The 25,697-nt window shown below is 40.3% G+C and carries 15 protein-coding genes; 10 read left to right on the forward strand and 5 right to left on the reverse strand.

Annotated features, from left to right (window positions below):
* Positions 1-181: 181 nt before the first annotated feature.
* Positions 182-550: a desulfoferrodoxin family protein gene (locus tag HXN26_RS07275; protein WP_273160142.1), complete on the reverse strand. Its 369-nt coding sequence runs from the start codon at positions 548-550 to the stop codon at positions 182-184.
* 352 nt (positions 551-902) lie between these two features.
* Here HXN26_RS07275 and HXN26_RS07280 point away from each other — a divergent pair, with 352 nt between their 5' ends.
* Positions 903-1,325 (forward strand): hypothetical protein, encoded by a 423-nt coding sequence (locus HXN26_RS07280; RefSeq protein WP_273160146.1) that lies wholly within the window; start codon positions 903-905, stop codon positions 1,323-1,325.
* Between the two features lie 126 nt (positions 1,326-1,451).
* On the opposite strand, the gene HXN26_RS07285 is transcribed toward HXN26_RS07280, so the two are convergent.
* From HXN26_RS07285 to HXN26_RS07295, 3 genes are all read right to left on the reverse strand, one after another.
* The gene (locus HXN26_RS07285; RefSeq protein ID WP_273160149.1) at positions 1,452-2,336 is read right to left on the reverse strand and encodes a hypothetical protein; all 885 of its coding nucleotides are present in this window, start codon (positions 2,334-2,336) and stop codon (positions 1,452-1,454) included.
* Positions 2,337-2,535: 199 nt separating this feature from the next.
* Entirely contained in the window at positions 2,536-3,330 is a 795-nt protein-coding gene (locus HXN26_RS07290; protein WP_273160152.1) for a formylglycine-generating enzyme family protein, read from the reverse strand.
* A gap of 308 nt (positions 3,331-3,638) precedes the next feature.
* A complete protein-coding gene (locus HXN26_RS07295) occupies positions 3,639-6,296 on the reverse strand; it encodes a hybrid sensor histidine kinase/response regulator transcription factor (RefSeq protein WP_273160154.1) in 2,658 nt (885 codons plus the stop codon).
* Between the two features lie 337 nt (positions 6,297-6,633).
* On the opposite strand from HXN26_RS07295, the gene HXN26_RS07300 reads away from it, so the two are divergent.
* The 9 genes from HXN26_RS07300 to HXN26_RS07340 all read left to right on the forward strand — a co-directional run bounded on the left by HXN26_RS07300 (position 6,634) and on the right by HXN26_RS07340 (position 24,067).
* A complete protein-coding gene (locus HXN26_RS07300; RefSeq protein WP_273160157.1) occupies positions 6,634-8,946 on the forward strand; it encodes a TonB-dependent receptor in 2,313 nt (770 codons plus the stop codon).
* Positions 8,947-8,972: 26 nt separating this feature from the next.
* Positions 8,973-10,871, forward strand: a complete 1,899-nt coding sequence (locus HXN26_RS07305) for a glycoside hydrolase family 32 protein (RefSeq protein WP_273160159.1) — start codon at positions 8,973-8,975, stop codon at positions 10,869-10,871.
* 282 nt (positions 10,872-11,153) lie between these two features.
* Positions 11,154-12,308, forward strand: a complete 1,155-nt coding sequence (locus HXN26_RS07310; protein WP_025001032.1) for an MFS transporter — start codon at positions 11,154-11,156, stop codon at positions 12,306-12,308.
* A gap of 11 nt (positions 12,309-12,319) precedes the next feature.
* Complete coding sequence (locus tag HXN26_RS07315) at positions 12,320-13,201, forward strand: carbohydrate kinase family protein (RefSeq protein WP_273160162.1); 882 nt, start codon at positions 12,320-12,322, stop codon at positions 13,199-13,201.
* Positions 13,202-13,377: 176 nt separating this feature from the next.
* Positions 13,378-14,598 carry a BaiN/RdsA family NAD(P)/FAD-dependent oxidoreductase gene (locus HXN26_RS07320; RefSeq protein ID WP_273160163.1) on the forward strand — a complete coding sequence of 407 codons (1,221 nt, stop codon included), beginning with the start codon at positions 13,378-13,380 and terminating at the stop codon, positions 14,596-14,598.
* Positions 14,599-15,264: 666 nt separating this feature from the next.
* Positions 15,265-17,958 (forward strand): 4-alpha-glucanotransferase, encoded by a 2,694-nt coding sequence (locus HXN26_RS07325; RefSeq protein WP_273160165.1) that lies wholly within the window; start codon positions 15,265-15,267, stop codon positions 17,956-17,958.
* Between the two features lie 75 nt (positions 17,959-18,033).
* Positions 18,034-20,250: a glycoside hydrolase family 97 protein gene (locus HXN26_RS07330; RefSeq protein ID WP_273160167.1), complete on the forward strand. Its 2,217-nt coding sequence runs from the start codon at positions 18,034-18,036 to the stop codon at positions 20,248-20,250.
* A 43-nt stretch (positions 20,251-20,293) separates the two neighbouring features.
* Positions 20,294-22,207: a type I pullulanase gene (gene pulA / locus HXN26_RS07335; protein ID WP_273160168.1), complete on the forward strand. Its 1,914-nt coding sequence runs from the start codon at positions 20,294-20,296 to the stop codon at positions 22,205-22,207.
* Positions 22,208-22,216: 9 nt separating this feature from the next.
* Positions 22,217-24,067 (forward strand): glycoside hydrolase family 13 protein, encoded by a 1,851-nt coding sequence (locus HXN26_RS07340; RefSeq protein ID WP_273160170.1) that lies wholly within the window; start codon positions 22,217-22,219, stop codon positions 24,065-24,067.
* A gap of 559 nt (positions 24,068-24,626) precedes the next feature.
* Here HXN26_RS07340 and HXN26_RS07345 read toward each other — a convergent pair.
* Positions 24,627-25,415: a hypothetical protein gene (locus tag HXN26_RS07345; RefSeq protein WP_273160172.1), complete on the reverse strand. Its 789-nt coding sequence runs from the start codon at positions 25,413-25,415 to the stop codon at positions 24,627-24,629.
* Positions 25,416-25,697 lie beyond the last annotated feature (282 nt).

Consider the following 25,697-nt stretch of genomic DNA (forward strand, 5'->3'; position numbering starts at 1 on the left):
AAATAAATACACACCAAATGTTTTTAAAAGAAAAATGAAAAAAAGTATATTTTAATAGAAGTAATTGATTTAAATCAATTCAAATAAAGAATGACACCTTATTATATATATAGCTCAAGAAATAAAAAAGCTGCCCACCTTAATGTGGACAGCTTACACTTATGATGTTTACTTGATTTAATTATTTAGATCTCCATAAGCCATGGAGGTTGCAATATTCACGAGCATAAACTTCTTTTGCATCTGTTTTGAACTCTGCAACAGGCTTATCTGTTGGTTCTAGATACTTACGAAGCACTTCATTGTTCTCTGTAATAAGCTCAATCCACAAAATAGAGTGTGCTTCTGTCATAGGATGTTCTACTTCTCCTACTGTAACACGATAGCCACCATCAATCTTTTCAACGACTGGAACATGCTTTTCCGTTGCTGCATCAGTGGTATTCTCTACTATTTTCTCAAATCCGCAAAGGTCTTTATCTGATGGAATAATAACTTCTACAATATTGTTGCACTCTGAATACTTATAAATTTCGTTTCTTTTTGTCATAATATATACTTGTTAATGTTTTTGTTCCGCAAAGATAAGGAAATCTTTTTAAATGCGCAAATTTATCTTGTAATAAATACAATAAAGCTTCATTTTATAGTTTTCACAATGCTTTTTTGCTATTTTTTCAACATTATCTTATCCTCTTTAGTGCACAATTGTTTTATTTTGCTATCACCAATATTTTTGTATTCTTTTACATTATAGCTCAGAAGATTTGCTAAAAATATAGGATCTTGATGTTCGTTTTAGTTTTTTTAACTTTAATAAAACATCAACACTGTTTTCAAAAAATCATTTTTTTCATACCTTTGCAGCATTATTAATCAAATTATCACAAATATTTTTACCAATGAAAAGATTTAGTTATTTTATCGCAACATTGTTGATTAGCATCTTTGCTTTCTCTTGTTCATCAGAAGATCCGATGGGAGAATGGGACTTAATGAAGTGGAACTACGAGGGTTCAGCATTAAAAACAAAACCCAAAAAGGTGTTTAATGTTCCAAAAGAAGGACACACTTACCAGTTTAAATGTACGAACTACAACAGGTTTTGGTTAAGTTCTATCGAAGAAAAAGTAAACAACGAGGTTAAAAGACATGATCAAAATGACGATATCCATAATATAAATGGTGATTGGAGTAATGCAAAAGCAGACGAAAAAGTTCTTACTATAACCATTGCACCTAACATGTCCGATGCAAAAAGGTATACTGAAGTTGAAGTAACAGCAGGCGATGTCTTCGATTCTTTCTACTTCGAACAAGAATAATCAGCGTTCATAACTTTCTAAAAAAAAATACAATTTACTTCTTAAAGCACAAGTGGGATTGCTTATTCAAAGGCAATCCCACTTTTATTATATTATCATATTGCAACTAAAACCGCACCATATCAATCATTGCTCTATGCCCATAAAAAGTTCAATAAACGAGTGAACCGTTATTGTAGTGTGCAGATTGTAGGCTGCACGATAAGGTTCTGTCAACAAACTGCTAACTATCTTGCGTGCTTCAAGCCATTCTCTCATCACCTTTTTAATGGTAGATACAGAACAAGAAGTATTAATTCGTTGTGCTTCTTTACTTGCTTCAGCCATTGTATAGCCCCTTTCCTTTTTCAAAAGTTGCACTTTTATAACAGGACGAAGCGACTGCATCTGGTAATAAAGCGTCTTTAGCGACAATTCTTTGTCTTCTTTATCTGCTTTTACCGATACACCAGTTAAAGTATTTAAGTCTTCTTGCAGACAAGCAAAACGCATATAACTCAAATCGCTATGCATGCAAGCACCGAAAAAGTGTAAAAGCGTACCGCCATTCAACACAAGTTGAATATTAATTACAATATTACTGAAATCGCGCATCAATGCTTCCAACTTCCTCCAAGACCTCATTTCATTATCCATCGCTATGCGAAATGCCACTGCATTCTTAGCAGGAACAACACTTGTTTGTGGCTTCAATGCCCGAAGACACTTCTTTATTACATCTGTATTCTTATCATATTCTTCCTTTCTCTCACCAGCCCAGTTCACCAATCCTGCTGTAGATATTTCGCTACAAGACGCGGTATCGGCATAGAAACAACCATAGTTGCCTTCTTGGATTATTACTGGCAGATTAGGGTTGATAACCTTAGCATCATCTTTTGCTTTACTCTTTGCGTTCGTCCATGTTGTTTTCTTTCTTTGCACTTTCTTCTTATGCACTTTAGGCGATGCATACAAACAACCTAAAGACACTCCCAACGCAAGTAAAGATAATAAAATTCTTCTCATCATCTATTCTCAATAATATTTTATTTTCGCTATTTCGATTTTGACTTTCATATCAAATAGACTTTATCTTTCTCTCCTTTTATAAGGTCGTTCTAGAAAAATAAGGTATATAGTAGACTATCGTAAAACAGCATTCTCACACATACTAATATCTAAATTATTACTTTTCTTATTTTAAGAGTAACGTTCCTGCCCTCCTATTCTAAATGTCTAATTTAAGTCTAAAAGCTGATTTGTTGTTTAATAGGTCTTTTGAGGGCATTCGAAATGCTGACAAACAGCACACCCATTCTTCGTCTTGCCAAGGCCAAAACATAGCTCCGCCACCCCTAACAGCCTTTGAACCGGTTACAATATCGGAATCTTGTGCAAGCGTATTGGTAAAATCGTTAGAGCACCACTCTCCAAAGAAAAGACCATACAAGTTAAAACAATTGCAGTTTAGCGCAGTTAAAGACGATAAATCCCACCTTAACCATTTCTCCAACTCAGCATTAGAGGGTATCGAATCACCAAAACAGAATAGCGATTGACTCCTTCCACGGCAGGCATACTCCCACTCTTCTTCGTTAGGAATATTTGTTGAAAGGTCGTTTGCAATACTTTCAGCCAATTCATACTCACAGAAAAAAGGACTATAATCTGCACCATCTTTCTCTACTGATTTGCCAAATAGCTTATTGTACCGAAGTATATGTACATTCAATATTGGGGTAATACTCAATAAGAATGGTTCAATTTTAACTTTCCGCACAGGTTGCATCTCCTCAATAGAAATATTCGGATAGTCTGACAAACGCTGTATTTGCGTATATTCTGCTTCTGAAAATCCCATATTATATTCTCCTTCGGGAATATAAACAAACAAGATTCCTGTATCAGCGTCCTCAAATAATGGTAAACAAGCCTTTGTCTCAGTGCTATTTGGCAAATAAGATAGTCTGCTGCCATACTTATTTTCTATACGCTTTACTATTTCTATAGGTTCTACAACCATATCTTATAAGCCTAAACTACTATTAGATACTCTGTCAGGAATAGGATTATAAACCTCTAATCCAACCATTTTATTGATACTAATACTTGAACGTAACAGACGTAGAATTATTATTTAGCTTTCCCATTCTTAATGTGCAACAGTTTGCAAAAGCTTCTGCGACAAGAGTGCAATGGAATTGCAACAATACTGAAATGGCGTTGCAACAAGACTGCTGACCGCTTTGCAGATTTACTGCCGTAGCCCTGCAGCACATAAATAGAAGGAATAGGCTATACAACGAATATAACTTTCATATCGTAAGAATCTTATTTCTTTCCATTAGGTGTGCATCCAAAGAACTCTCGATAGCACTTTGTGAAGTAAGAAGGCGACGAAAATCCCACCTCATAAGCTACTTCTGAAACCGACTTATCGGTCGTTTCCAACAAGCGTTCGGCACGTTTTAAGCGTGCTTTGCGAATTATATCGTTAGGCGACACGCCTGTTATTGACTTAATTTTCCGATACAACTGCGCCCTACTAATACCGAGTTCGCTACTTATCGCTTCTACATTTAAGTCGGAATTACTAAGGTTGGTTTGTATGATAGTGCGGAATTTCTCCACAAATTTGCTTTCTGCATTCTGCGCCACATCCTCTATCGGTTCTTGTTGTACATCGTTTCCAAACGCAATCTTCATCAATTTACGATTGGCTATCAAGTTTTTGATACGTGCTTTCAGTACATTTCCATTGAAAGGTTTGGTAAGATAAGCGTCTGCACCATAGGTATAGCCTTCCTCACGGTGCTCGTCTAATGTCTTAGCAGTAAGCAAAACAACAGGAATATGGCAGGTAAGACTATCTTCTTTCAATCGTTTGCAACACTCTAAGCCGTCCATTCCCGGCATCATAACATCACATACAATTACGTCGGGCACTTCTTGAATAGCTCTTTTCAGCCCTTCTTTACCATCAGATGCCTCAATTACATCGTATTCGCTACCCAATAACACTGTCGTATAGGCTCGAATGTCTGCATTATCATCTATAATAAGCACTGAAGGCTTATCTTCCTTCTGGTAAGAAGTTATTTTTGAGACTTTATTTTCGGCAGAAACATCTGTAACAACCGAGCTTTCGTCTCGGAATTCAGCCACTTTGTAAGCCTCATCAACCGATTGTAGATTATCGCCAGCCACACGTTTTGGCAGCGTTATAATAAAATTGCACCCCTTTCCTACTTCACTTTCTACCTTTGCACTGCCCCCTTGCAGTTCGGCAAAGGCCTTTACAATGGCCAAACCTATGCCGGTGCCACCTTTATTGCCATTTCTAACCTGGTAAAAGCGGTCGAATATGTGTTTAATATCTTCTTTTGCAATGCCCTTACCAGTATCTTTGATGCTTATTTCTACTGCTGTTTCATCAACACATTTTGCCGTTATTGTAATGCTACCTCCATCGTTCGTGTACTTCAAAGCATTGCTTAATAAGTTATAACAGATGCGTTCTACCTTATATATATCAGCACATAGAAAGATAGAAGTGGGCATATTTAAGTCTATTTTAATTCTCCTCTTTTTCGCAACAGGCTCAAATATGTTGCTCCACTGCCTTAGATAGTCGGTCAAATCGAACTCGCTTAGCGTCAATTCCATCTTTTTATTCTGTATCTTTCGGAAGTCTAATATCTCGTTTACAAGCCTCATGAGGATTGAAACATTCTTTTCTACAATCTGCAACATACTGCGTTGCTGCTTTGTTAAGTTCTCGTCGTTTACAATATGCTCTATTGGGTCGGCTATTAGCGTTAGTGGTGTACGCAATTCGTGGCTGATATTGGTAAAGAATTGCAGCTTAGCGTTGGTAGTTTCCTCCTCTATTTCACGACGAATAATAATGGTTCGGTAAATGTAAACGATGAGTCCGATGAGCAACACAATTATAATGCTGCACAAAAGCATGTATATTTTTTGGTGATTGTATTGTGCAAGATAAGTATCAACCTTACTATTCAGATTAGAAAGTCTGTTTCTTTGCTTCATCATCTCCTCTTCTTGCAACAGCAAAACCTTAGCATTGTCCTTTGTAACTAATGCCCCTTTAAGATAATTATCCCGTTGAAAAGGTTGTTTTTTTAAAATATCTACTGCTAATTGCATCACCATGTCGCCACGTGTAGGATAGATATACGACGCTAACAGCTTTCCATTGTGTACAGCTTCTATGCCTCCGCCCTTGCTGGGCAGTGCATCGGTTCCGACAAACAGCACATTTCGTACACCATTCTCGTTCAAAGCACGCTGCGCTCCCCTTGCCATACGATCGTTCTGTGCCCATACAAGGTTGCAATCCTTAGCGTCTGAAATTGCTTTTTTCATACTTTCATACCCCGATTGTTCTGTCCAGTCGCCTGAAAGAGTGCGTTTCAGCTCAATATTAGGGTACTCACTTAATGCCTTAACAAAACCATTGTGGCGATCAATAGCAGGAGAAGAATTGTTTAAGCCCTTTATTTCTATTACATTAGCTTTACCCTTCAGAGTCTTTCCAACATATTCTCCGATGGCTTTTCCCAATTCTTCATTGTCAGCACCTATGAAAGCAGTGTATTTTTGAGAGTCTGTTTTTCGGTCAAATAGTATTATAGGTATTCCTTTATCGTAAGCTTTATCTATAACAGGCGTTATAGAGTGCACCTGATTGGGCGATATAATGAGCAAATCCACGCCGCGTTGTATAAAGTTTTCGATTTGCTCAGTTTGTAGTTTGTCGTTATCTTTTGCCGAAGCGAATAGCAATTCCACGTCTTTATGGTCGTAAGTTCCCATCAAAAGTTCGTCTTTCAGTTTGCTGCGCCATATATCTTCGGAACATTGAGATATGCCAATTACATATTTTTTCGTGGTTTTGGTGCAGCCAGAAAGTAAGATCAATGCCACAAAACAGAAGAGCATGTATGTTTGTTTATACTTCTTCATCTTGGTATTTTAGTTTCGTCTTTAGTTATATTACTTATTTTACGAGCCTACTTACCTGCAAAGATAGTGTTTTTCATATACAAACGAAAAATAAAAGCAAAGAAATTATAGGCATTTTACGCTGTTTTTCGTCGCCTTTAAAATTCTTTATATTCCTTAAGTTCATTTGATATTCGATGCCTCAACACATGTAATTATCTTTCAACTTAGCGAATATTTGTTGCAGTAAGACAATTTTAATAGTCTGTGCAACATATTTTATAGTACCTTTTCTTATTATACACTTACTTTGCAACAAGTTTTTAAGGAATCAAAAGCGATTTAAATTCAATATAAAATGACTACCAACATTACAACTAAACTAAGAACTGTAACTACAGTAATTGCCCTAACATGCTTCCTTACAGGAGCAGTTGCGCAAGTAAAAAACGAGGAAAAAAGCGAAGGAAAACAGAAAGATGAAGACAACCGAAACGTTATGCTCAATGCTGCAAGCGCAAATGGGCCACGAGAAATACAGATTGGTCTTCCAATGTCGGACGTTAATGTGCTTGAAAACGGCTTACCCATAACCTATGCAACCAATCCTCGTAGTGTAAACTCTATTTGGAGATCGGACGCAAGCTTTGAACATGTAGGACTTTTAAAGATTTCTGAAACTGCAATTACAACTGGTAATATTGGCTATGCAGTGAATTCTTATACCAAACTTGGTAAAGAAGGCTTCCAAGGAACGCTTAACTATAAGACCAATCACTTTGGTTTGCAAGAGTTTTCATTAAACGTTAATGGTGGATTTGGCAACAACTGGTTCTATAGTACAAGCATATATCAAGACTTCGATCCAGGTACTTTCAAAATCAAATCAAGCCAATTGCAAGACCGCACACAGATTTACAAGGCTTTAATTACTAAGCGTTACCACAATAACCGAGGTGAATTTATGGCCATGTACCACTATTCAAACTCTCACCCTGTGTACAACTACGCTACGCAATCGGCACCTTTTATATATGTCGGCGATGGAAGCGTAAAAGAATATGGAAAATTTAAACTTGGCACAACTTCGTATTTACCAACCGACGGTAATATTGTTTATCGCGATATGAATACGGGAGAACTGAAACAAACTACTATGTATGACGCCACACTAAACCGTTCGAGCGAATTTTCTTTAATAAATAAATACAATTGGGATAATGGATATAGCTGGAAAATAGCAGCACGATACGACCACGCACGTGGAGCTTTGGTTTATCAAAGTCCTATGTCGCTTATAAATATAAAAGACAATCCAACAGCATACAATTATGTAATGCCAACTATAACTGGAGGAACAACACCTTATACAGGCGATTACGTCCAAACGCGAATGTCAAGTTTAAATTCAGGATTCATTAACGAATTTCTTTTAACATCAGAATTACAGAAAAAGTTTACTACTTCAACCTTACGTTTAGGTATAAACGAGTGGTATTACCACATCGATTACCGTTCAAACACATCTATGTACGACCAAAGTGTGTCGTCAGATGGGAGCTTTCCAGTCAGACTTTACGACACAAATAAGCACTCAACCTACTTCTACGATTTTAATAAGAATGCTTCAGAATTCTATCGTGGACACGAAAACAAATTAGCTTTATACATGATTCACGATTGGGACGTAACGCCAAAACTTAATCTTTACTATGGTTTCAGATTAGAAAGTCAGAAACTTAAAGGTGTTAATGCAGCTGTTAAAAATGCCACTGGTGGCTATGTTGGCAGATTTGCAGATTACTATATGGGTGCAATTGCTCCCGATGGAACAAAAATTACACCAAATCCAATAGATTACAATTGGTTTAATTATGATGTTTCGGCTGCTGCAACCTATAAAATTAATAATAACTTTGGACTTACTGGTGACTTTACTTATATTGTTCAGCATCTTCGTTTTGAATCGTTCGCTCCAGCAACATTACCAAATACAGGAAAAGTAGCGGTGCCTTTAGGAAGAGCAGGTGTATATTACAACAATTCATGGCTAACATTAACTTCGCTGTTCTCTTATATTTCAAAGACAAACAACAATTCTATACTAAATTTGCAACATGGTGGCGAAATTATGGCAACACCATTAACATACGATATAAAAACTTGGGGTTGGACAACCGACCTTATTGCACACCCATTGAAAGGATTGGACATACACTTTCTTTTCACCTATCAAGAACCAACATACAAGAAGTATGAGACTTCTATAACGTTCTCTGATGGATATGTTGGTAAGATAAATGCAACAGGAAACATTGTTGCCGAGATTCCAAAAATACTTATTGAGTTCGACCCAAGCTATATGCTAACAAAGGATTTGAAGCTTTGGGCAAGCTTCAGATACTTTAGTAAGACTTACGCAAACATCAATGACGCCTACTATTTTAATGGTCATTGGGAAACCTTTGGCGGTGTAAACTGGCAAGTAAACGATAAATTAGCATTGGGTTGTACCGTTGTTAACTTCCTCAACCAAACTGGAGCGAAGGGCAGTATAGCTGGTGCTGAGTTAATAACGAAAGACGATGCAAAGAACATCTCTAATGTATTGATGACTGGTAGCTACCTCCGTCCATTTACAGTAGAACTCTCTGCCTCGCTCAAATTCTAATTTTCTAACAACTTAAACATTAAATAATGAAACGTATTGATAAACTTTTGATGAGTACTGCTATCGCTTTAGCAGCTTCATCAGCAAATGCCCAAACAATACAAATGTCTCAAAAGGGCGACACCACTATATTAAGTATCACCAATCCAACAAAGTATTTGCTGCTTCCAATAGAAGAAACGAAAGACGAAGCACGTGTTATGCTAGATACATCGAGCCCTTCTGACACGTGGATGGACATTCGTTTGGCACAAGACAAGATAGATTACTACGTCCCATTCGAGTTGGGCAATGGCACAAGAGCAACGGTTAAGATTCTTAATCTCAAGCACGATGCCATCTGTTACAAGCCTGGTATGCTGAAGCTATCGAACGAATGGAACACGGCAAACACCGATTTCTATCGCCCTTCTTACCATCATACGCCTTTATATGGCTGGATGAACGACCCTAATGGTATGTTCTATATGGACGGTGTCTACCATCTTTGCTACCAATACAACCCCTATGGCTCTAAATGGGGCAATATGCACTGGGGCCATGCTACCAGTACGGACCTCATTCATTGGAAACAAGAGAAGCCATCGATAGCCCGTGACACCTTAGGACACATCTTCTCTGGAAGTGCCGTAATAGATAAAGACAACACAGCGGGTTATGGTAAGAATGCCATTATAGCCCTTTACACTTCTGCAAGCGATAAATACGGACAGATAGAAAGTATGGCTTACAGCACGGACAAGGGCTATACGTACACCAAATACGACAAAAATCCTGTATTAACGCCATTCGATGGGCTGAAAGACTTCCGCGATCCGAAGGTCTTTTGGTACGAACCTGCAAAGAAATGGTATATGATTATCTCTGCCGACAAGGAGATGCGCTTCTACAAATCAAGTAATTTGAAGAAGTGGGAGTACGTCAGTGCCTTTGGAAAAGGTTACGGAATGCAACCTAATCAGTTTGAATGTCCCGACTTTATTCAGCTTCCTGTTGATGGAGACAAGAGCAAAATGAAGTACGTTATGTTGGTAAACATCAACCCAGGTTGCCTCTTTGGTGGTTCGGCTACCGAATATTTCGTGGGCGATTTCGATGGAAAGAACTTCAAATGCGATACTCCTCCGAACGAATATAACTTCTTAGACTACGGCAAAGACAACTATGCTACCGTTTGTTTTTCTGGTGTTGAAGACCGCGTTCTCTCTATTGCTTGGATGAGTAACTGGCAGTATGCCAACATTACACCTATCAAACAATATCGTGGTGCTAACACTTTACCACGCGAACTGAAGCTCTACACCGGTACTGATGGCAAACTTTATGTATCTAACAACGTTGCTCCAGAGGTGAAAGCACTACGCAAAAGCACTATTTCTTTGCCTGCAATGAACATTAAAAACCTTGCCGACAAGAAAGACATCATTAAGAGTAAGGAGAATGCTTTCGAGCTTGAGATGGAAGTAACACCTGGCTCTGACGCTGTTGCAGGCATTGAGCTCTACAATGCAAAAGGCGAGAAGGTGAAGATATACTTTGATATGAAAGAGAAGAAACTGGTTATGGACCGCACTGAAAGCGGACTTGTTGAATTCGGAGAAAAGGCAGTTCCACACGACATAGAGAAGAATTACTCCGACTTACACCAAGGAGTGGGCAACACACCGTTCCGTGTTTTCAACTCTATCAACTATAAAAACGACTTTGCTCTTGGTACTTGGGCACCATTAAGTCTATGCAAAGGCAAGACCTACCACGTGGATATATTCGTTGATAAGTGTTCTGTTGAAATCTTTGTAGATGGCGGACGCATCGCAATGACTAACCTTGTGTTCCCAACAACGCCTTATACATCGGTTAAGTTCTTTAATACAGGAATATCATCAAACTTCCGTAACATTAAACTTAGCGAACTTTCACTCTAATAAACTCTATCAATTAACGTGAGTTTTACGAATAATTCAATGTATGATTCATTGTGCTTCAGACATCAAAACATCGGTATTCACGGCTACAAACGGTAGCCGTGTTTACCAATAGCACCTAACGAAGTTTATTGCAACCCCGTTACAGCAACTGTCGCAACCCCGTTACAGCAATTGTTGTAATTCTGTTGCGATGAAAGTTGTAACTCCATTACAACTTTTATAAGTATTTAGAAGCAAATTATCGTCACACTCTCGTTAATTTAAAAAGACTATTAAACAATGAATAATTCTAAGACTTTAAAGCTCATTCCCATCATGTTCTGCTTCTTCGCGATGGGTTTTGTAGACTTGGTAGGCACAGCTTCCAACTACGTTAAGGCAGATTTGAACCTCTCCGACACCACAGCGAACGTGTTTCCATCGCTCGTTTTCTTCTGGTTCCTAATATTTGCAGTTCCCACAGGAATGTTAATGAACAAGATTGGACGCAAGAAAACCGTGCTGTTAAGCCTCATCATAACTGTCTTTTCATTGCTTTTGCCAATATTCGGGCAATCTTATGAATTGATGTTGGTATCGTTCTCGCTGCTTGGAATTGGTAATGCCCTGATGCAAACATCGCTCAATCCGTTGGTAATGACAGTACTACAAGGCGGCAATATGGCTGCTACCTTCACCTTCGGACAGTTCATTAAAGCCATTGCTTCGTTCCTTGCACCTTACATTGCAACTTGGGGAGCATTGGCTACCATACCTTCTTTCGGACTTGGTTGGCGTGTTCTCTTCCCCATCTATTTAGTAATTGGAATCTTAGCATCGCTCTTCCTATTATCAACACCTATTAAAGAAGAAAAGATTGAAGGCAAAGCCAGCAGTTTCTTAGAGTGCATTCAGCTATTGGGTAAGCCCATCGTACTCTACAGCTTCTTTGGTATTATGTGCCACGTGGGCATAGATGTGGGTATGAATGCTACTGCACCGAAAATATTAATGGAGCGTTTGAACATGACACTCAACGATGCAGCGTTTGCAACTTCGCTCTACTTCCTCTTCCGTACCATCGGTTGCCTTACGGGTTCGTTCTTCCTTCGCACAATGAAAATGAAATATTTCTTCATTATCTCCGTTATTCTTATGGCACTGAGTATGTGTGGATTGTACTTAGGAACAAGCAAAACCATTCTCTATATAGCCATTGCGCTGGTCGGCTACGGCAACAGCAACATCTTCTCAATGGTACTGGCACGTGCCTTGGAAAGTATGCCTGAGAAGCAAAACGAAGTAAGTGGACTCATGATAATGGGCCTCTTCGGTGGCACTATCTTCCCTTTGTTAATGGGATTTGCAAGCGACAGCATAGGACAAGCTGGCGCAGTGCTGGTCATGGCAATGGGTGTTATATACCTATTCACGTATATTCCTAAAATAAAATAAATATCATAACTATGAAACAGTATATTGTTGGTCTGGGAGAAGCACTTTGGGACTGCCTTCCAGAAGGTAAAAAAATAGGTGGAGCACCTGCAAACTTCGCTTTCCATGTAGGACAATTCGGATACGAATCCATTGCTATCAGTGCAGTTGGTAATGACAAATTGGGTGAAGAAACATTAGAAGAACTCAAGAAAAAGAATATAAACCATTTAATTCCAATCGTGGATTACCCAACAGGCACAGTACAAGTAATGCTTGACGATGCGGGTATTCCAACTTACGAAATAAAGGAAGGTGTAGCATGGGACAATATTCCGTTCACTCAAGAAATGGAAGAGATTGCCAAAAACTGCCGTACTGTCTGCTTCGGTTCGCTTGCACAACGCAGCAGTATAAGCCGTAACACTATTCAAAAGTTCCTCGATGCAACGCCAAAAGACTGCTTAAAGATATTCGATATCAACCTTCGACAGAACTTCTACAACGAAAACATCATTCGAAGCTCGCTCAAACAATGCAATATACTGAAGATAAACGACGAGGAATTAGTCGCTATTGGACGCATCTTCGGCTATCCTGGCTTGGATATGGAAAACAAATGCTGGCTACTCATTGGCAAATACAACCTTGATATGCTCGTGCTTACCTGTGGTGTGAATGGTTCTTACGTCTTTGCACCTAATTCTATGTCGTTCCAAAAGACTCCTATTGTAGACGTTGCTGACACGGTTGGAGCGGGAGACTCGTTCACTGGTACATTCACGGCAGCTATTCTTGCAGGCAAATGTATTACTGAGGCCCACAGTTTAGCTGTTCAAGCAAGCGCATACGTGTGTACTCAGAATGGCGCAATGCCTATACTACCAAAGGAACTAATAGAAAAAGCGAAATAAAACCATTCTCCTTCTTTTATAGAAAAGGCGCAAATTGTTCTTAGCATAATGCAAAACGGCAATTTGTGCCTTGCTTTTTTTACCCATAAAATCGTCTTTTGTACACTTACGTTTGTGCGCTTAACGCATTTATCGTAACTTTGTTGCCACCTTATATTATAATAAACAGAAAGTAAATGCAGAACATTGCGATTATAGGAGGAGGTGCGGCAGGCTTTTTTGCTGCTATTTCGGCAAAGACAACACAGCCCAATGCTGCTGTTACCATATTTGAAAAGGCGGGTCGTGTATTGGCTAAAGTGGGTGTATCAGGAGGCGGACGATGCAACCTAACCAACTCTTTTGTAGACATAACCGACCTGAAGCAGGCGTATCCACGTGGCGACAAACTGCTTAAAAGGCTCTTTAAAAGGTTCGATTACAACGATGCTTACCAATGGTTCGAGGCGCATGGCGTTCGATTGGTTACGCAAAACGACAATTGTGTGTTCCCTCAAGCGCAAGATTCGCAGGTCATTATCGATTGCTTAACACGCACGGCGCAACGCCTTGGCGTTTCTGTTTGCCTGCATCATGCACTCACAAGCATTGCCAAACAAGCTCAGGGAAAAATTGAAGTACACTTCAAAGATAAACCGTTGCGAACATTCGACAAGGTGATTGTTACGACTGGAGGTTCGCCACGTGCCACAGGCTTACAGTATTTAGCTGACTTAGGGCACAAGATAGAAACGCCGGTGCCTTCGCTTTTCACCTTTAACATCTCCGAAAAAGCATTCTGCAACCAGATGGGAACAGTGGTTGAACCTGTTCAACTCTCAATTCCAGCAACCAAATTCCGTAGCGATGGCGCATTACTTGTTACCCATTGGGGTATGAGTGGACCTGCTGCGCTGAAGCTATCATCGTATGCAGCACGCCATTTGGCAGAGAACAACTACCAATCGGCAGTGGCAGTGAACTGGCTTTACGAAACGAATACACAGCTGGTGGAGCAGAATCTCGTTGCCATAGCAACCGAGAATCCAAAGAAACAAATGGCAAACATTCGCCCATACGACCTCTCTACTCGCCTTTGGGAGTATCTACTGGACCGTGCAGGAATAGAAAAAGAAAAGCGTTGGGGCGAGTTGGGAAAGAAAGCATTGCACAAACTCGTTGAAACGCTAACGAACGACGTGCACCAGATTTCGGGTAAAGGAAGCTTTCGCGATGAGTTTGTAACCTGTGGCGGTGTTAGTTTGAAGAGCATTAACCCTAATACGCTGGAAAGCAAAGTATGCGAAGGGCTTTTCTTTGCGGGTGAAGTACTTGATATTGACGCCATTACAGGCGGATTTAACCTACAAGCTGCATGGACAACGGGCTATGTTGCTGGTCAAGAAGCAAGTGTTTAAGTAACTCCATCGTTCTGCAAACGAAAGTTAAAAACAAAGTTATTACAACAGCAAATGTTAATTTCAAAAACGCAAGACAAACGTAGCTAAAAAATAAAAAAGACGCTGTTGAAAGCTGTTTAATTCGCCCTTGTTTTATAAAACAATAGGTTTTACCGAGTAATAGTGCCTGTTTTGCTGTGCAAAACAGGCACTATTACGTTGCAAGAGAGGCTGTTTTACCTCTTGAAATATCATCGATACTTCTTAATTTATGGTCTAAATGCTACTTTTCAGCCTCAATAACGTTGCACACTTCTACCCTTCTAACGCATACATATTTGTTGTTCAGCAAATTAAGTTTACACACCTATAACTGCGTTTTTTCGAGAAGAGCAAGATGTTTGTTCGGAAAGTGGGCGTCATTTGTAACTTAGCAATGGCTTTTATAAACATTTATCAACATTTATTAACACCTAAAACTTATTACAATCAATATGTTTCAATCATCAAAAAGTAGTTGCAAGATGTGCAAAAAGCCACCCAGACATAGCATTATATAGCGTCTTATAGTGTTCGTTTTCAGAAATTGCAAACGTTTGCATGATATTGATCAAAAAACGTACGAAAAGGTTTTGCGTTTTCATTATATTATTGTTACCTTTGAACCGAATAACTAACAACTATATGAACTTACAATTTAATATAGAATACAGAACATATTACGGACAAGAACTTGTCTTAAATATCGTAAATAGCAGGGGTTCCGAAGCCAATTCTGTGTGCCAATACAGAATGCACACGTACGATGGACTGCTTTGGACAGTGGATATCAACAGAGATATCAAGCCCGGCACGGTGATAGATTACTTCTATAGCGTTCACGTAGGCGACCATGAAGAGCGTCGTGGTTGGAGTGTTGCGCCTCATCGCGTAATGTTTAACTCGGTACAAGCGTTGAATTACAGAATATTCGACCATTGGAGAGAAATTCCAAACAACGCTTTCTTGTACTCATCGGCCGTAACTGATTGCATCGTAGGTGCTAAAGAAGACAATCTTAAGCTTGAAAAGTACAGCAAATTCGTATGTCTGAAGGTGCGTGCACCGCAACTTGGTGTTGGCGACAGACTCTGTTTGATAGGCGCAGATCCTCTTATGGGTTCATGGAAAGAGCAAAAAGCAGTGAAGATGACACAAGTTGCCATCAACGAATGGGCCGCTTGTTTAGACGCAAACCAGTTGGCAAGCAACAAATTAGAGTTTAAATTGGCTATCGTAAACCCTAATAAGGAATACTCTCCGATGTGGGAAAACTGTAATAACCGCACCATAGAGCTGCCTGCAATGGAGGAAGGCGATGCGCTGGTGTACGAAATTAGCGAAGCCAACTTCACCCTTCCACCAACACGTGTAGCTGGTACGCTTGTGCCATTATTCTCGTTACGTTCTGACGCAAGCTTTGGAGTGGGCGACTTTGGCGACTTAAAGAAGATGGTAGACTGGGTGAGTCAGACTCAACAAAAGGTATTACAGATATTGCCTATCAACGATACCACAACCACACATACGTGGACTGACTCGTATCCGTATAGCTGTATCTCTATATTTGCACTACATCCACAGTACGCAGACCTAAATAGTCTGCCTGCATTAAAGGACAAAACACAGAAAGCACGATTCGAAAAAGAACGCAGACAGCTTAATGCACTGCCACAAATTGACTACGAACGTGTGAACGAACTTAAGAATGAGTATCTAAGACTCATATACGAGCAAGAAGGAAAGACTACTATCAGTAGTAAAGAGTTTAAGGCTTTCTTTGCAGAAAACGAGAGTTGGCTGGTGCCTTATGCACAATATAGCATGCTACGCGATAAGTATGGCACTGCCGAATTTGCACAATGGCCCGACCATAACCAATGGGACGAAAGCGAGAGAAAGATGCTTTCGACGAGTAGTAACAAGGCTTACAAGGAGGTTGAGTTCTTCTATTATGTGCAATTCATATTGAGTAGCCAGCTAAAGGCTGTACATGAATACGCCATTTCAAAACACGTTATTCTCAAAGGAGACATTCCTATCGGTGTAAACCGCAATGGTTGCGACGTGTGGACAGAGCCACGCTACTTCAATCTCAATGGTCAGGCTGGTGCTCCGCCCGATGAATTCTCGGTAAATGGGCAGAATTGGGGTTTCCCAACATATAATTGGGATGCGATGATTGCCGATGATTGCCAATGGTGGCTACGCCGTTTCCAAAACATGGCACACTATTTTGACGCTTATCGTATTGACCACGTGTTGGGTTTCTTCCGCATTTGGGAAATCCCAGTGCATGCTGTACATGGCTTATTAGGTCAGTTTGCACCATCGTTGGGTATGACTCGCGAAGAAATAGAGGGTTACGGACTTCATTGGCAAGAAGAGTTATTCACTCAACCATTCATTACAGACTGGGTATTAGACCGTATTTTCCGCGAACACGCTAACGAAGTGCGAGAGAAATACATAGAAAAGACATGGGGAAACCGCTACAAAATGCGCTCAGAATACGACACTCAGCGCAAGGTTGAAGCTGCTTTTAGCGGCATGGAAACCGATAAAGACATTTGGATTCGCGATGGATTGTATGCCTTAATAAGCGATGTTCTCTTTGTACGCGACCATAAAGACCCAAACAAATTCCACCCACGCATCAGCGTTCAAATGGATTTCATCTATGAAAGTCTATACGATTGCGATAAGCACGCATTCAATACGCTTTATAACGATTACTTCTATCGCCGCAATAACCAATACTGGTATCAAGAAGCAATGAAGAAATTGCCGAAGTTAGTAAATGCAACACGTATGCTTGTATGCGCTGAAGACTTAGGAATGGTGCCAGATTGTGTAGCTTGGGTAATGGATGAACTACGCATTTTAAGCCTTGAAATACAGTCAATGCCTAAAGATCCCAAGGTGCGCTTTGGACATTTGGGGGCTAATCCTTACCGTAGTGTAAGTACTATCTCTACACATGACATGGCAACATTACGTCAATGGTGGGACGAGGACTGGAACAGGGCGCAAGAATACTACAATACGATGTTGCATCAAGGCGGTCCTGCACCGCATCCAATGCCAGGTTGGTTAGCCAGAGATATTGTAGAACGACATCTAACATCACCAAGTATGCTCTGCGTACTTAGTATTCAAGACTGGATGAGTATAGATGAGCGACTCCGTTTAGCTGATGCTGACGCTGAACGCATCAATATTCCAGCTAATCCGAAGCACTATTGGCGCTACCGAATGCACGTTAGCATAGAACAATTGATGAAGAACGAAGAGTTCAACAAGAACATTACAGAACTGATTGCGAAGTCAGGAAGATAAAAAGAACAATGGCAATGGGACGTATTTTTACTACGTCCCACTGCTTGTATTTATAAGGATAATATTAAAATAGATATGAACAGATTTAAGGTATTGATTGTATTGCTGCTTTGTTCTGTTATGGCAATGGCACAAGGAGAAAGCGAAGGCAACAGTAACAAGTGGGAGACGGCAGCTTCGCCTAATGGCAAAGTAGTGGTAAGGTTTGGTATTGATAACGGTAGACCTTATTACACGGTGCAGTATGATACAAAAGATGTAATTAAGAAGTCGTTCCTTGGCTTAGAGTTAGCAAAAGATAAACATGCTAGTAAAGGTATGAAGGAAACCAGTTTGATGGACGGTTTCGAACTAATGCAGACGATAAAGACATCGCACGACGACACTTGGAAACCTGTTTGGGGCGAAACCGATGAGATACGCAACCACTATAACGAGATGACTGTATCGCTATTGCAAGCAAAAAGCAACCGCAATATAAAAATTTGCTTCCGTGTTTACGACGATGGAGTGGGCTTCCGTTATGAGTTTCCGCAACAAAAGGATCTCAATTACTTTGTTATAAAAGAAGAACACACACAGTTTGCTATGGCAGGCGACCACAAAGCATGGTGGCTTCCAGGCGACTATGATACACAAGAACAAGAGACACAAGAGAGTAAACTATCTGAAATACGCAGTCGCTTCCACGATGCCGTAAACTGGAGTAACTCTTCTGTGTCTGTTTTCTCGGATACTGGCGTGCAAACGTCCTTGCAAATGAAGTCGAAAGATGGTCTTTACATCAACCTTCACGAAGCAGCGTGCGTCAATTACCCTACTATGCACTTGAATTTAGACGACAAAAACATGGTGTTTGAGAGCTGGTTGACACCTGATGCAACTGGTATGAAAGGCTATATGCAGACTCCTTGCGAGACTCCTTGGCGTACAATACTCGTCAGCGACGATGCTCGTGACATGCTTTCAAGCAATTTAATACTTAATTTGAACGAGCCTTGCAAGATAGAAGATACAAGTTGGATTCATCCAACCAAGTATATTGGCGTATGGTGGGAGATGATTGTTGGTAAGAATAGCTGGAATTACACAGACGAATTCCCATCTGTTCAGCTCGGAATAACTGATTATAGCAAAGCTAAACCAAATGGTAAACATGGTGCAACAACCGAGAATGTGAAGAAATACATCGACTTTGCAGCCGAAAATGGTATCGACCAAGTACTTGTTGAAGGCTGGAACATTGGTTGGGAAGACTGGTTTGGGCATTCAAAAGACTACGTTTTCGACTTCGTTACGCCTTACCCTGACTTCGATATAGATTATCTGAACAAGTATGCGCACGAAAAAGGTGTGAAACTAATGATGCATCACGAAACGTCTTCTAGCACTCAGAACTACGAACGGCATCTTGAAGCAGCTTTCAACCTAATGAACAAATATGGCTACGATGCCGTTAAAACTGGTTACGTGGGCGATATTATTCCACGTGGAGACCATCATTTTTCTCAATCAACCAATAATCACTATATGCACGTCATAGAAGAAGCAGCCAAACACCACATTATGGTGAATGCACACGAGGCTGTTCGTCCAACAGGACTATGTCGTACATACCCTAATATGATAGGTAACGAAAGTGCACGTGGTACAGAATACGAGGCATTTGGTGGCAGTCGCCCTGACCACACGGTTATTTTGCCTTTCACACGACTACAAGGAGGACCTATGGATTACACTCCTGGTATTCTTGAAACGCAGCTAAAAACATGGAGCAACAACCAAAACTATCTACATACTACGCTTGTTGGACAGCTCGCACTTTATCTTACGATGTACAGCCCACTGCAAATGGTAGCCGACTTGCCCGAAAACTACAAGAAATACAACGATGCTTTCCAATTCATAAAAGACGTTCCGTGCAACTGGAGCAGGAGTATTTACTTGGAAGCAGAGCCTGCTGACTACATAACCGTTGCTCGTCAGGACAAGAATTCAAACGATTGGTACATCGGAGGAAAATGCGATGAGAACGGACACAAGAGTGTTTTGAAACTCGACTTCCTCGATAAGGATTACGTTTACGATTGTACGATCTATGCCGATGCAAAGAATGCGGACTACAAGAACAATCCGAAAGCATACAAAATTACCCATAGAAAGGTGAAGAAAGGCGATGTATTGAAGCTGACAATGGCTCCTGGTGGTGGCTTTGCTATATCTTTGGAGGCACGTTGGAATGGCGAAGAACATGCCGAACAGCTTACAAAAGTGAACAATACAGATTTTTAGAAATACAATATAAGGAACTTAACAAAGCAACAATATAACTAATATGAAACTAAAATATAGTATTTTCACGCTAATGACTACTTTTCTGCTCGCACTAACAGTACAAGCACAAAGTGTTTTTAACGAAGTTAGCTACTCACCGAAGCAAACTACGTTCAAATTGAACGCTTCCAAGAAACCGACACTGCGTATATACGAAGCTGGAAGAGGTGGCAATGCAATACAAAAGGTAAAGATGAAGCAAACATCAGAGAATGTTTGGGAAACTACTATCAGCGGTGATTTGAAGGGAAAGTTCTACACTTTCGACATCGGACGAGGCGAAACACCGGGCGTTTTTGCAAAAGCTGTTGGCATAAACGGCAAGCGAGGTGCCATCATTGATATGCAAACGACTAATCCAAGTGGCTGGAACAGCGACCGTCGCTTAACTTTGAGAAGTCCAGCTGACTTGATTATCTATGAGATGCACCATAGAGACTTCTCTATTGATGCCTCTTCGGGACTCGTAAACAAGGGCAAATTCGTTGCATTAACCGAACAAAAAGCCATCAAACACCTGAAAGAATTAGGTGTAAATGCTGTTCATATTCTGCCATCTTACGACTTTGCTTCAATAGATGAGAGCAATACGACCACCCCACAATACAATTGGGGCTACGACCCATTGAACTATAACGTGCCAGAAGGTAGCTATTCGTTCGATGCAGAGCAACCTACTCGCCGCATTCTGGAGTTCAAACAAATGGTACAAGCCTTACATAAAGCAGGCATTCGCGTTATTCTCGATGTGGTTTATAACCATACATTCGATATTGAAGGAGGTAATTTCGACCGTACTTTCCCTAAGGCATACTATCGTTATACTGCTGATGGTAAGCCAAGCAATGGCTCTGGCTGTGGCAACGAAACTGCTTCTGAAAAGCCTTTGATGCGCCAGTTTATGCTCGAAAGTATGAAATACTGGGTTAATGAGTATCATATTGACGGATTCCGAGTAGACCTTATGGGTATACACGATATCGAAACGATGAACCTTATTCGCAAAGAACTTACCGCAATCGACCCAAATATCTTTATTTATGGCGAAGGTTGGACTGCTGGAACCTGCGCCTACCCTACCGAAAAACTTGCGCTCAAAGCCCACATAAAGCAGATGCCAGGCATTGCAGCCTTCTCTGATGAGTTGCGCGATGCCCTCCGTGGCCCATTCTCTGACGATAAACAAGCAGCTTTCCTCGGTGGTCTTGCTGGCTTTGAAGAAAGTATTAAAGCGGGAATTACAGGTATGATAGCCCATCCACAGGTTGATTATAAAAAGGTAAACTATACGAAAGAAGCTTGGGCAAAAGAGCCTACGCAGATGATTTCGTATGTTAGCTGTCACGACGACATGTGTTTAGTTGACCGATTGAAGGCATCTATCCCTGAAGTTGCCTACGATATGGACGCACTTATCCGCCTAAACCTACTTGCTCAGACTGCTGTCTTCACCTCACAGGGTATTCCTTTCATGCTATCTGGTGAAGAAATGCTGCGCGATAAGAAGGGAGTGCACAACTCATACAATTCTCCTGACGAGATAAACCACCTTGATTGGAACAACTTAAAGAAGTATCCACAAGTCTTTGCTTACTATAAAGGACTCATTCAGATGCGTAAAGCGCACCCAGCGTTCCGCCTTGGCAGTGCAGAACTCGTACGAAAGCATCTCGAATTCCTACCAACACAAGACTGTCTCGTTGCTTTCAGATTGAAAAATCATGCCGGTGGCGACAAGTGGAATAACATATACGTGGTGTTAAACGGCAGTTCTAATCTCCAAAGCATTAATATTCCAAAAGGGAAATATACCATTGTAGTCAATAACGGAGTGATTGACGAGGCTGGAATTGGCCAAATGGAAGGTGGAGAGGTTATGGTTGACGCACAAAATGCACTTATTTTACACAACTAAACTTTAGAAATGAAACGATTAACTTTATTGCTATCGCTCTGTTTTTTAATGATAACAGCCAACGCAAAGATTGAAATCAAGAAGATAGACCCTACAAATTGGTTTGTAGGAATGAAAGATGCTTCGCTCCAACTAATGGCTTACGGCGACAATATCCGTAATGCAGAAGTTACAATAAACTATCCAAACGTGCGCATTGACTCCCTTGTTCGACTTGATTCGCCCAACTACTTGCTCATCTATCTTAATCTAAAAGATGCCAAAGCTGGTACGATGAACATAGACTTCAAACTTGGGAAGCAGAAAACAACAGTAAAATATACCTTACTTGATCGTGCTATGAGCGGTGAGGAACGCAAAGGTTTTGATAACTCTGACGTTCTTTATATGCTTATGCCTGACCGTTTTGCCAATGGCAACCCAAAGAATGACATTGTAAAAGGTATGCAAGACCAGCTCTGCAACCGCAATGAGCCAAGTCTTAGACATGGTGGCGACATTGCTGGACTTATACAACACCTCGACTATTTCACCGATTTGGGTGTTACTGCTCTTTGGTTTACACCCGTTTTAGAAAACGATCGCCCTGCTGATGGAGGCAAACACAGCACCTATCATGGCTATGCTACAACCGATTACTATCGAGTTGACCCTCGATTTGGCACAAACGACGACTACAAAACACTTACAGATGCCTGTCATAAGCGTGGAATGAAGGTGGTAATGGATATGATTTTCAACCATTGTGGCGACTATCACCCATGGGGAAAGGATGTTCCTTCAAAAGATTGGTTCAATAATCCTAACTACGGACTACAGACTTCGTACAAGCTAACACCTGTACTCGACCCTTATGCAAGCAAAGTGGATATGGCAGAAACTGTTGATGGCTGGTTCGTAAGGTCTATGCCTGACCTCAATCAGCGCAATCCGCATGTTATGCAGTACCTCATTCAGAACTCAATATGGTGGATAGAAACTGTTGGAATAGATGGTATTCGTATGGACACATACCCTTATGCCGACCGAACAGCAATGGCTGAATGGATGAAACGGATTGATAAGGAATATCCAAACTTCAATACTGTGGGCGAAACATGGGTCACTGAGCCTGCTTACACGGCTGCATGGCAAAAAAACAGTAAGCTTTCTGAAGAGAATAGTTACTTGAAAACTGTTATGGACTTTGCCTTTTTCGACCGCCTTTCAATGGCAAAGAACGAGGAAACCGATGATTGGTGGAAGGGATATAACCGCATTTACAACTCATTGTGCTACGATTACCTGTATCCAAACCCCTCTAGCGTAATGGCATTCATAGAAAATCATGACACTGATCGCTTCCTTGGAAATGGCAAAGATACCATGGCACTGAAGCAAGCATATGCTTTATTGCTCACTATGAACCGTATTCCACAACTGTATTATGGTACGGAGATACTCATGAATGGTACAAAAGAGACGACAGACGGCAATGTTCGTAAAGATTTTCCTGGCGGTTTCGTAGGCGATAAAGCCAATAAATTCACACGAGAAGGGCGTACTGCGGAGGAAAATGCTATGTTTGACTGGACTTCACGCCTACTCCACTGGCGCCAAGGTAACGAAGTTATTACCCAAGGCAAGCAAACTCAGTTCATTCCTCACAACGGAGTATATGTTATTGCTCGCCAATACAATGGTAAAAACGTTATGACTATCCTCAACGGACGCAACAGTGCTAACAAGCTGGAAGTTAAACGATATGCAGAAATCATTGGTAAACAAACCACTGCACGCGACGTTACTACAGGTAAAACAATATCTCTATCAACTGATGTACCTTTAAGTGCACGCCAAGCAATGGTTTTAGAGTTCTAAGAAACAAACTTCTTGTTCTATAGTTACAATTCTGCAAGAACACAATATAACTGAAGAATCTGCGAGGTTGCCTGTAAGCTGGCAATCTCGCAGATTTATTTTAGAGCATATTTTAGGAAGTGAGTAACGGAGTAAAAGAAACTTTTTAAAAGAATTAAATACCCAAATTACAATAGCATCATAAAGGACTTAAAAATTCAGAACACCCATTATATTTGTAAAGAAAAGCACAAGCAAAAAGCGATACCAACACTTTGGCTTTGCAATAGCGCCTCTTTTACGTTACAAAAGTGCCTATTTTACCGCGCAAAACAACCGCTTTTACACGATAAAACAGGCACTATTATAAAACATTGATAATGAAATAGTTGAACTAAAACAACTATCTTGAAAAATATTTACACCTCTTTAAGTTATTTACTGCTTTTATATTGAGCAGAATTACCATTTTTCTAACCACGAAAAGTAGTAAGAAGGTAGATACAAAAAAATAGGGACAGCTCACAAAAAGGAGCTGTCCCTAACTATATTTTTATATTCGCTGTTGTGCCTTCGCTAATTACTTACCGATGAACTTTACAGACTTTGCAGTACCATCGGCAAACTTAACGTTCTTGATAGATATACCCTTACCTGCCTTAGAAATCTGGCGGCCAGAGAGATCGAAGTATGTTTCGCCTACAACTTGCTTGTTAGCACCAGCTGCAACAGTTTCGATACCAGTTGGATCAGTAGTAAATACTGTCTCAAGATCGCCACAGAAGAGAGACTTTTCGTCGCTCCAATAGCCACCTAACATCTTTAACTTTAAGTTTTCCATAGTGTCGCCTTCCATGTATGTTTCGCCAAGTTTAATAGAAACACCATCAACATAGAACTTAATAGGGTCGTCTATAGGTTGTATTTTTCCTTCTTTTAATTCCATATAACCTACCTGGATACCAGCCTTAGAGCCATCTTGAAGTTCTCTGTAGTATATGTATTGACCTGCAGGAACAGTAATAACGTTGCCATCCTTTGTACCTTTTATCCAAGCGTTGAATTGATCACCATTAATATAAGTACCGAAAGTAAGTGCGTTATTCAGATAAACAGTCTTGTCATCAGCAGCTGTAACCATAAGCAAATCGCCTGCTGGCTGGCCGTTTTCTGCCAATTTTGCAAGGTCAAACAAAGAAAGTTTCTGCTTACCGTCCTCACTTTTTTGATACGCAAACATCTTACCGCTAACACGTTTGTAGGTTGTTAGAGTACCAGCTGGCTGGCCTTTCATAACTTCAGGAGCGTTTTGTGCTTGTACACTAACGCCAAAAATCGCTACGAGAGCTAAAAGTAATAGTTTCTTCATAATTTAAAAAGTTTAAGTAATACAATATATAACGGGGTTTCCCCACAGATAATAATCTATCACAATTGGACTGACTTACTTGAAGTCTGTATATTTGCTTTTTCTACATTTGCAAAAATAGAAAATGTTTTACTTAGAAGCAAACTTTCATAGTTTATTTTTAGATTGTTTAACATATTGCTATTACTCTAAGTTTTTTATAGTTTTAATGTACCTATAGTATAAAATAGGGTAATTCAGTTAATTCCCTCTTAAGAATCTCTGGAGACTGTCAAATGCCAG

This window comes from Prevotella aurantiaca, from assembly GCF_015262605.1.
GTDB classification, from domain to species: domain Bacteria; phylum Bacteroidota; class Bacteroidia; order Bacteroidales; family Bacteroidaceae; genus Prevotella; species Prevotella aurantiaca.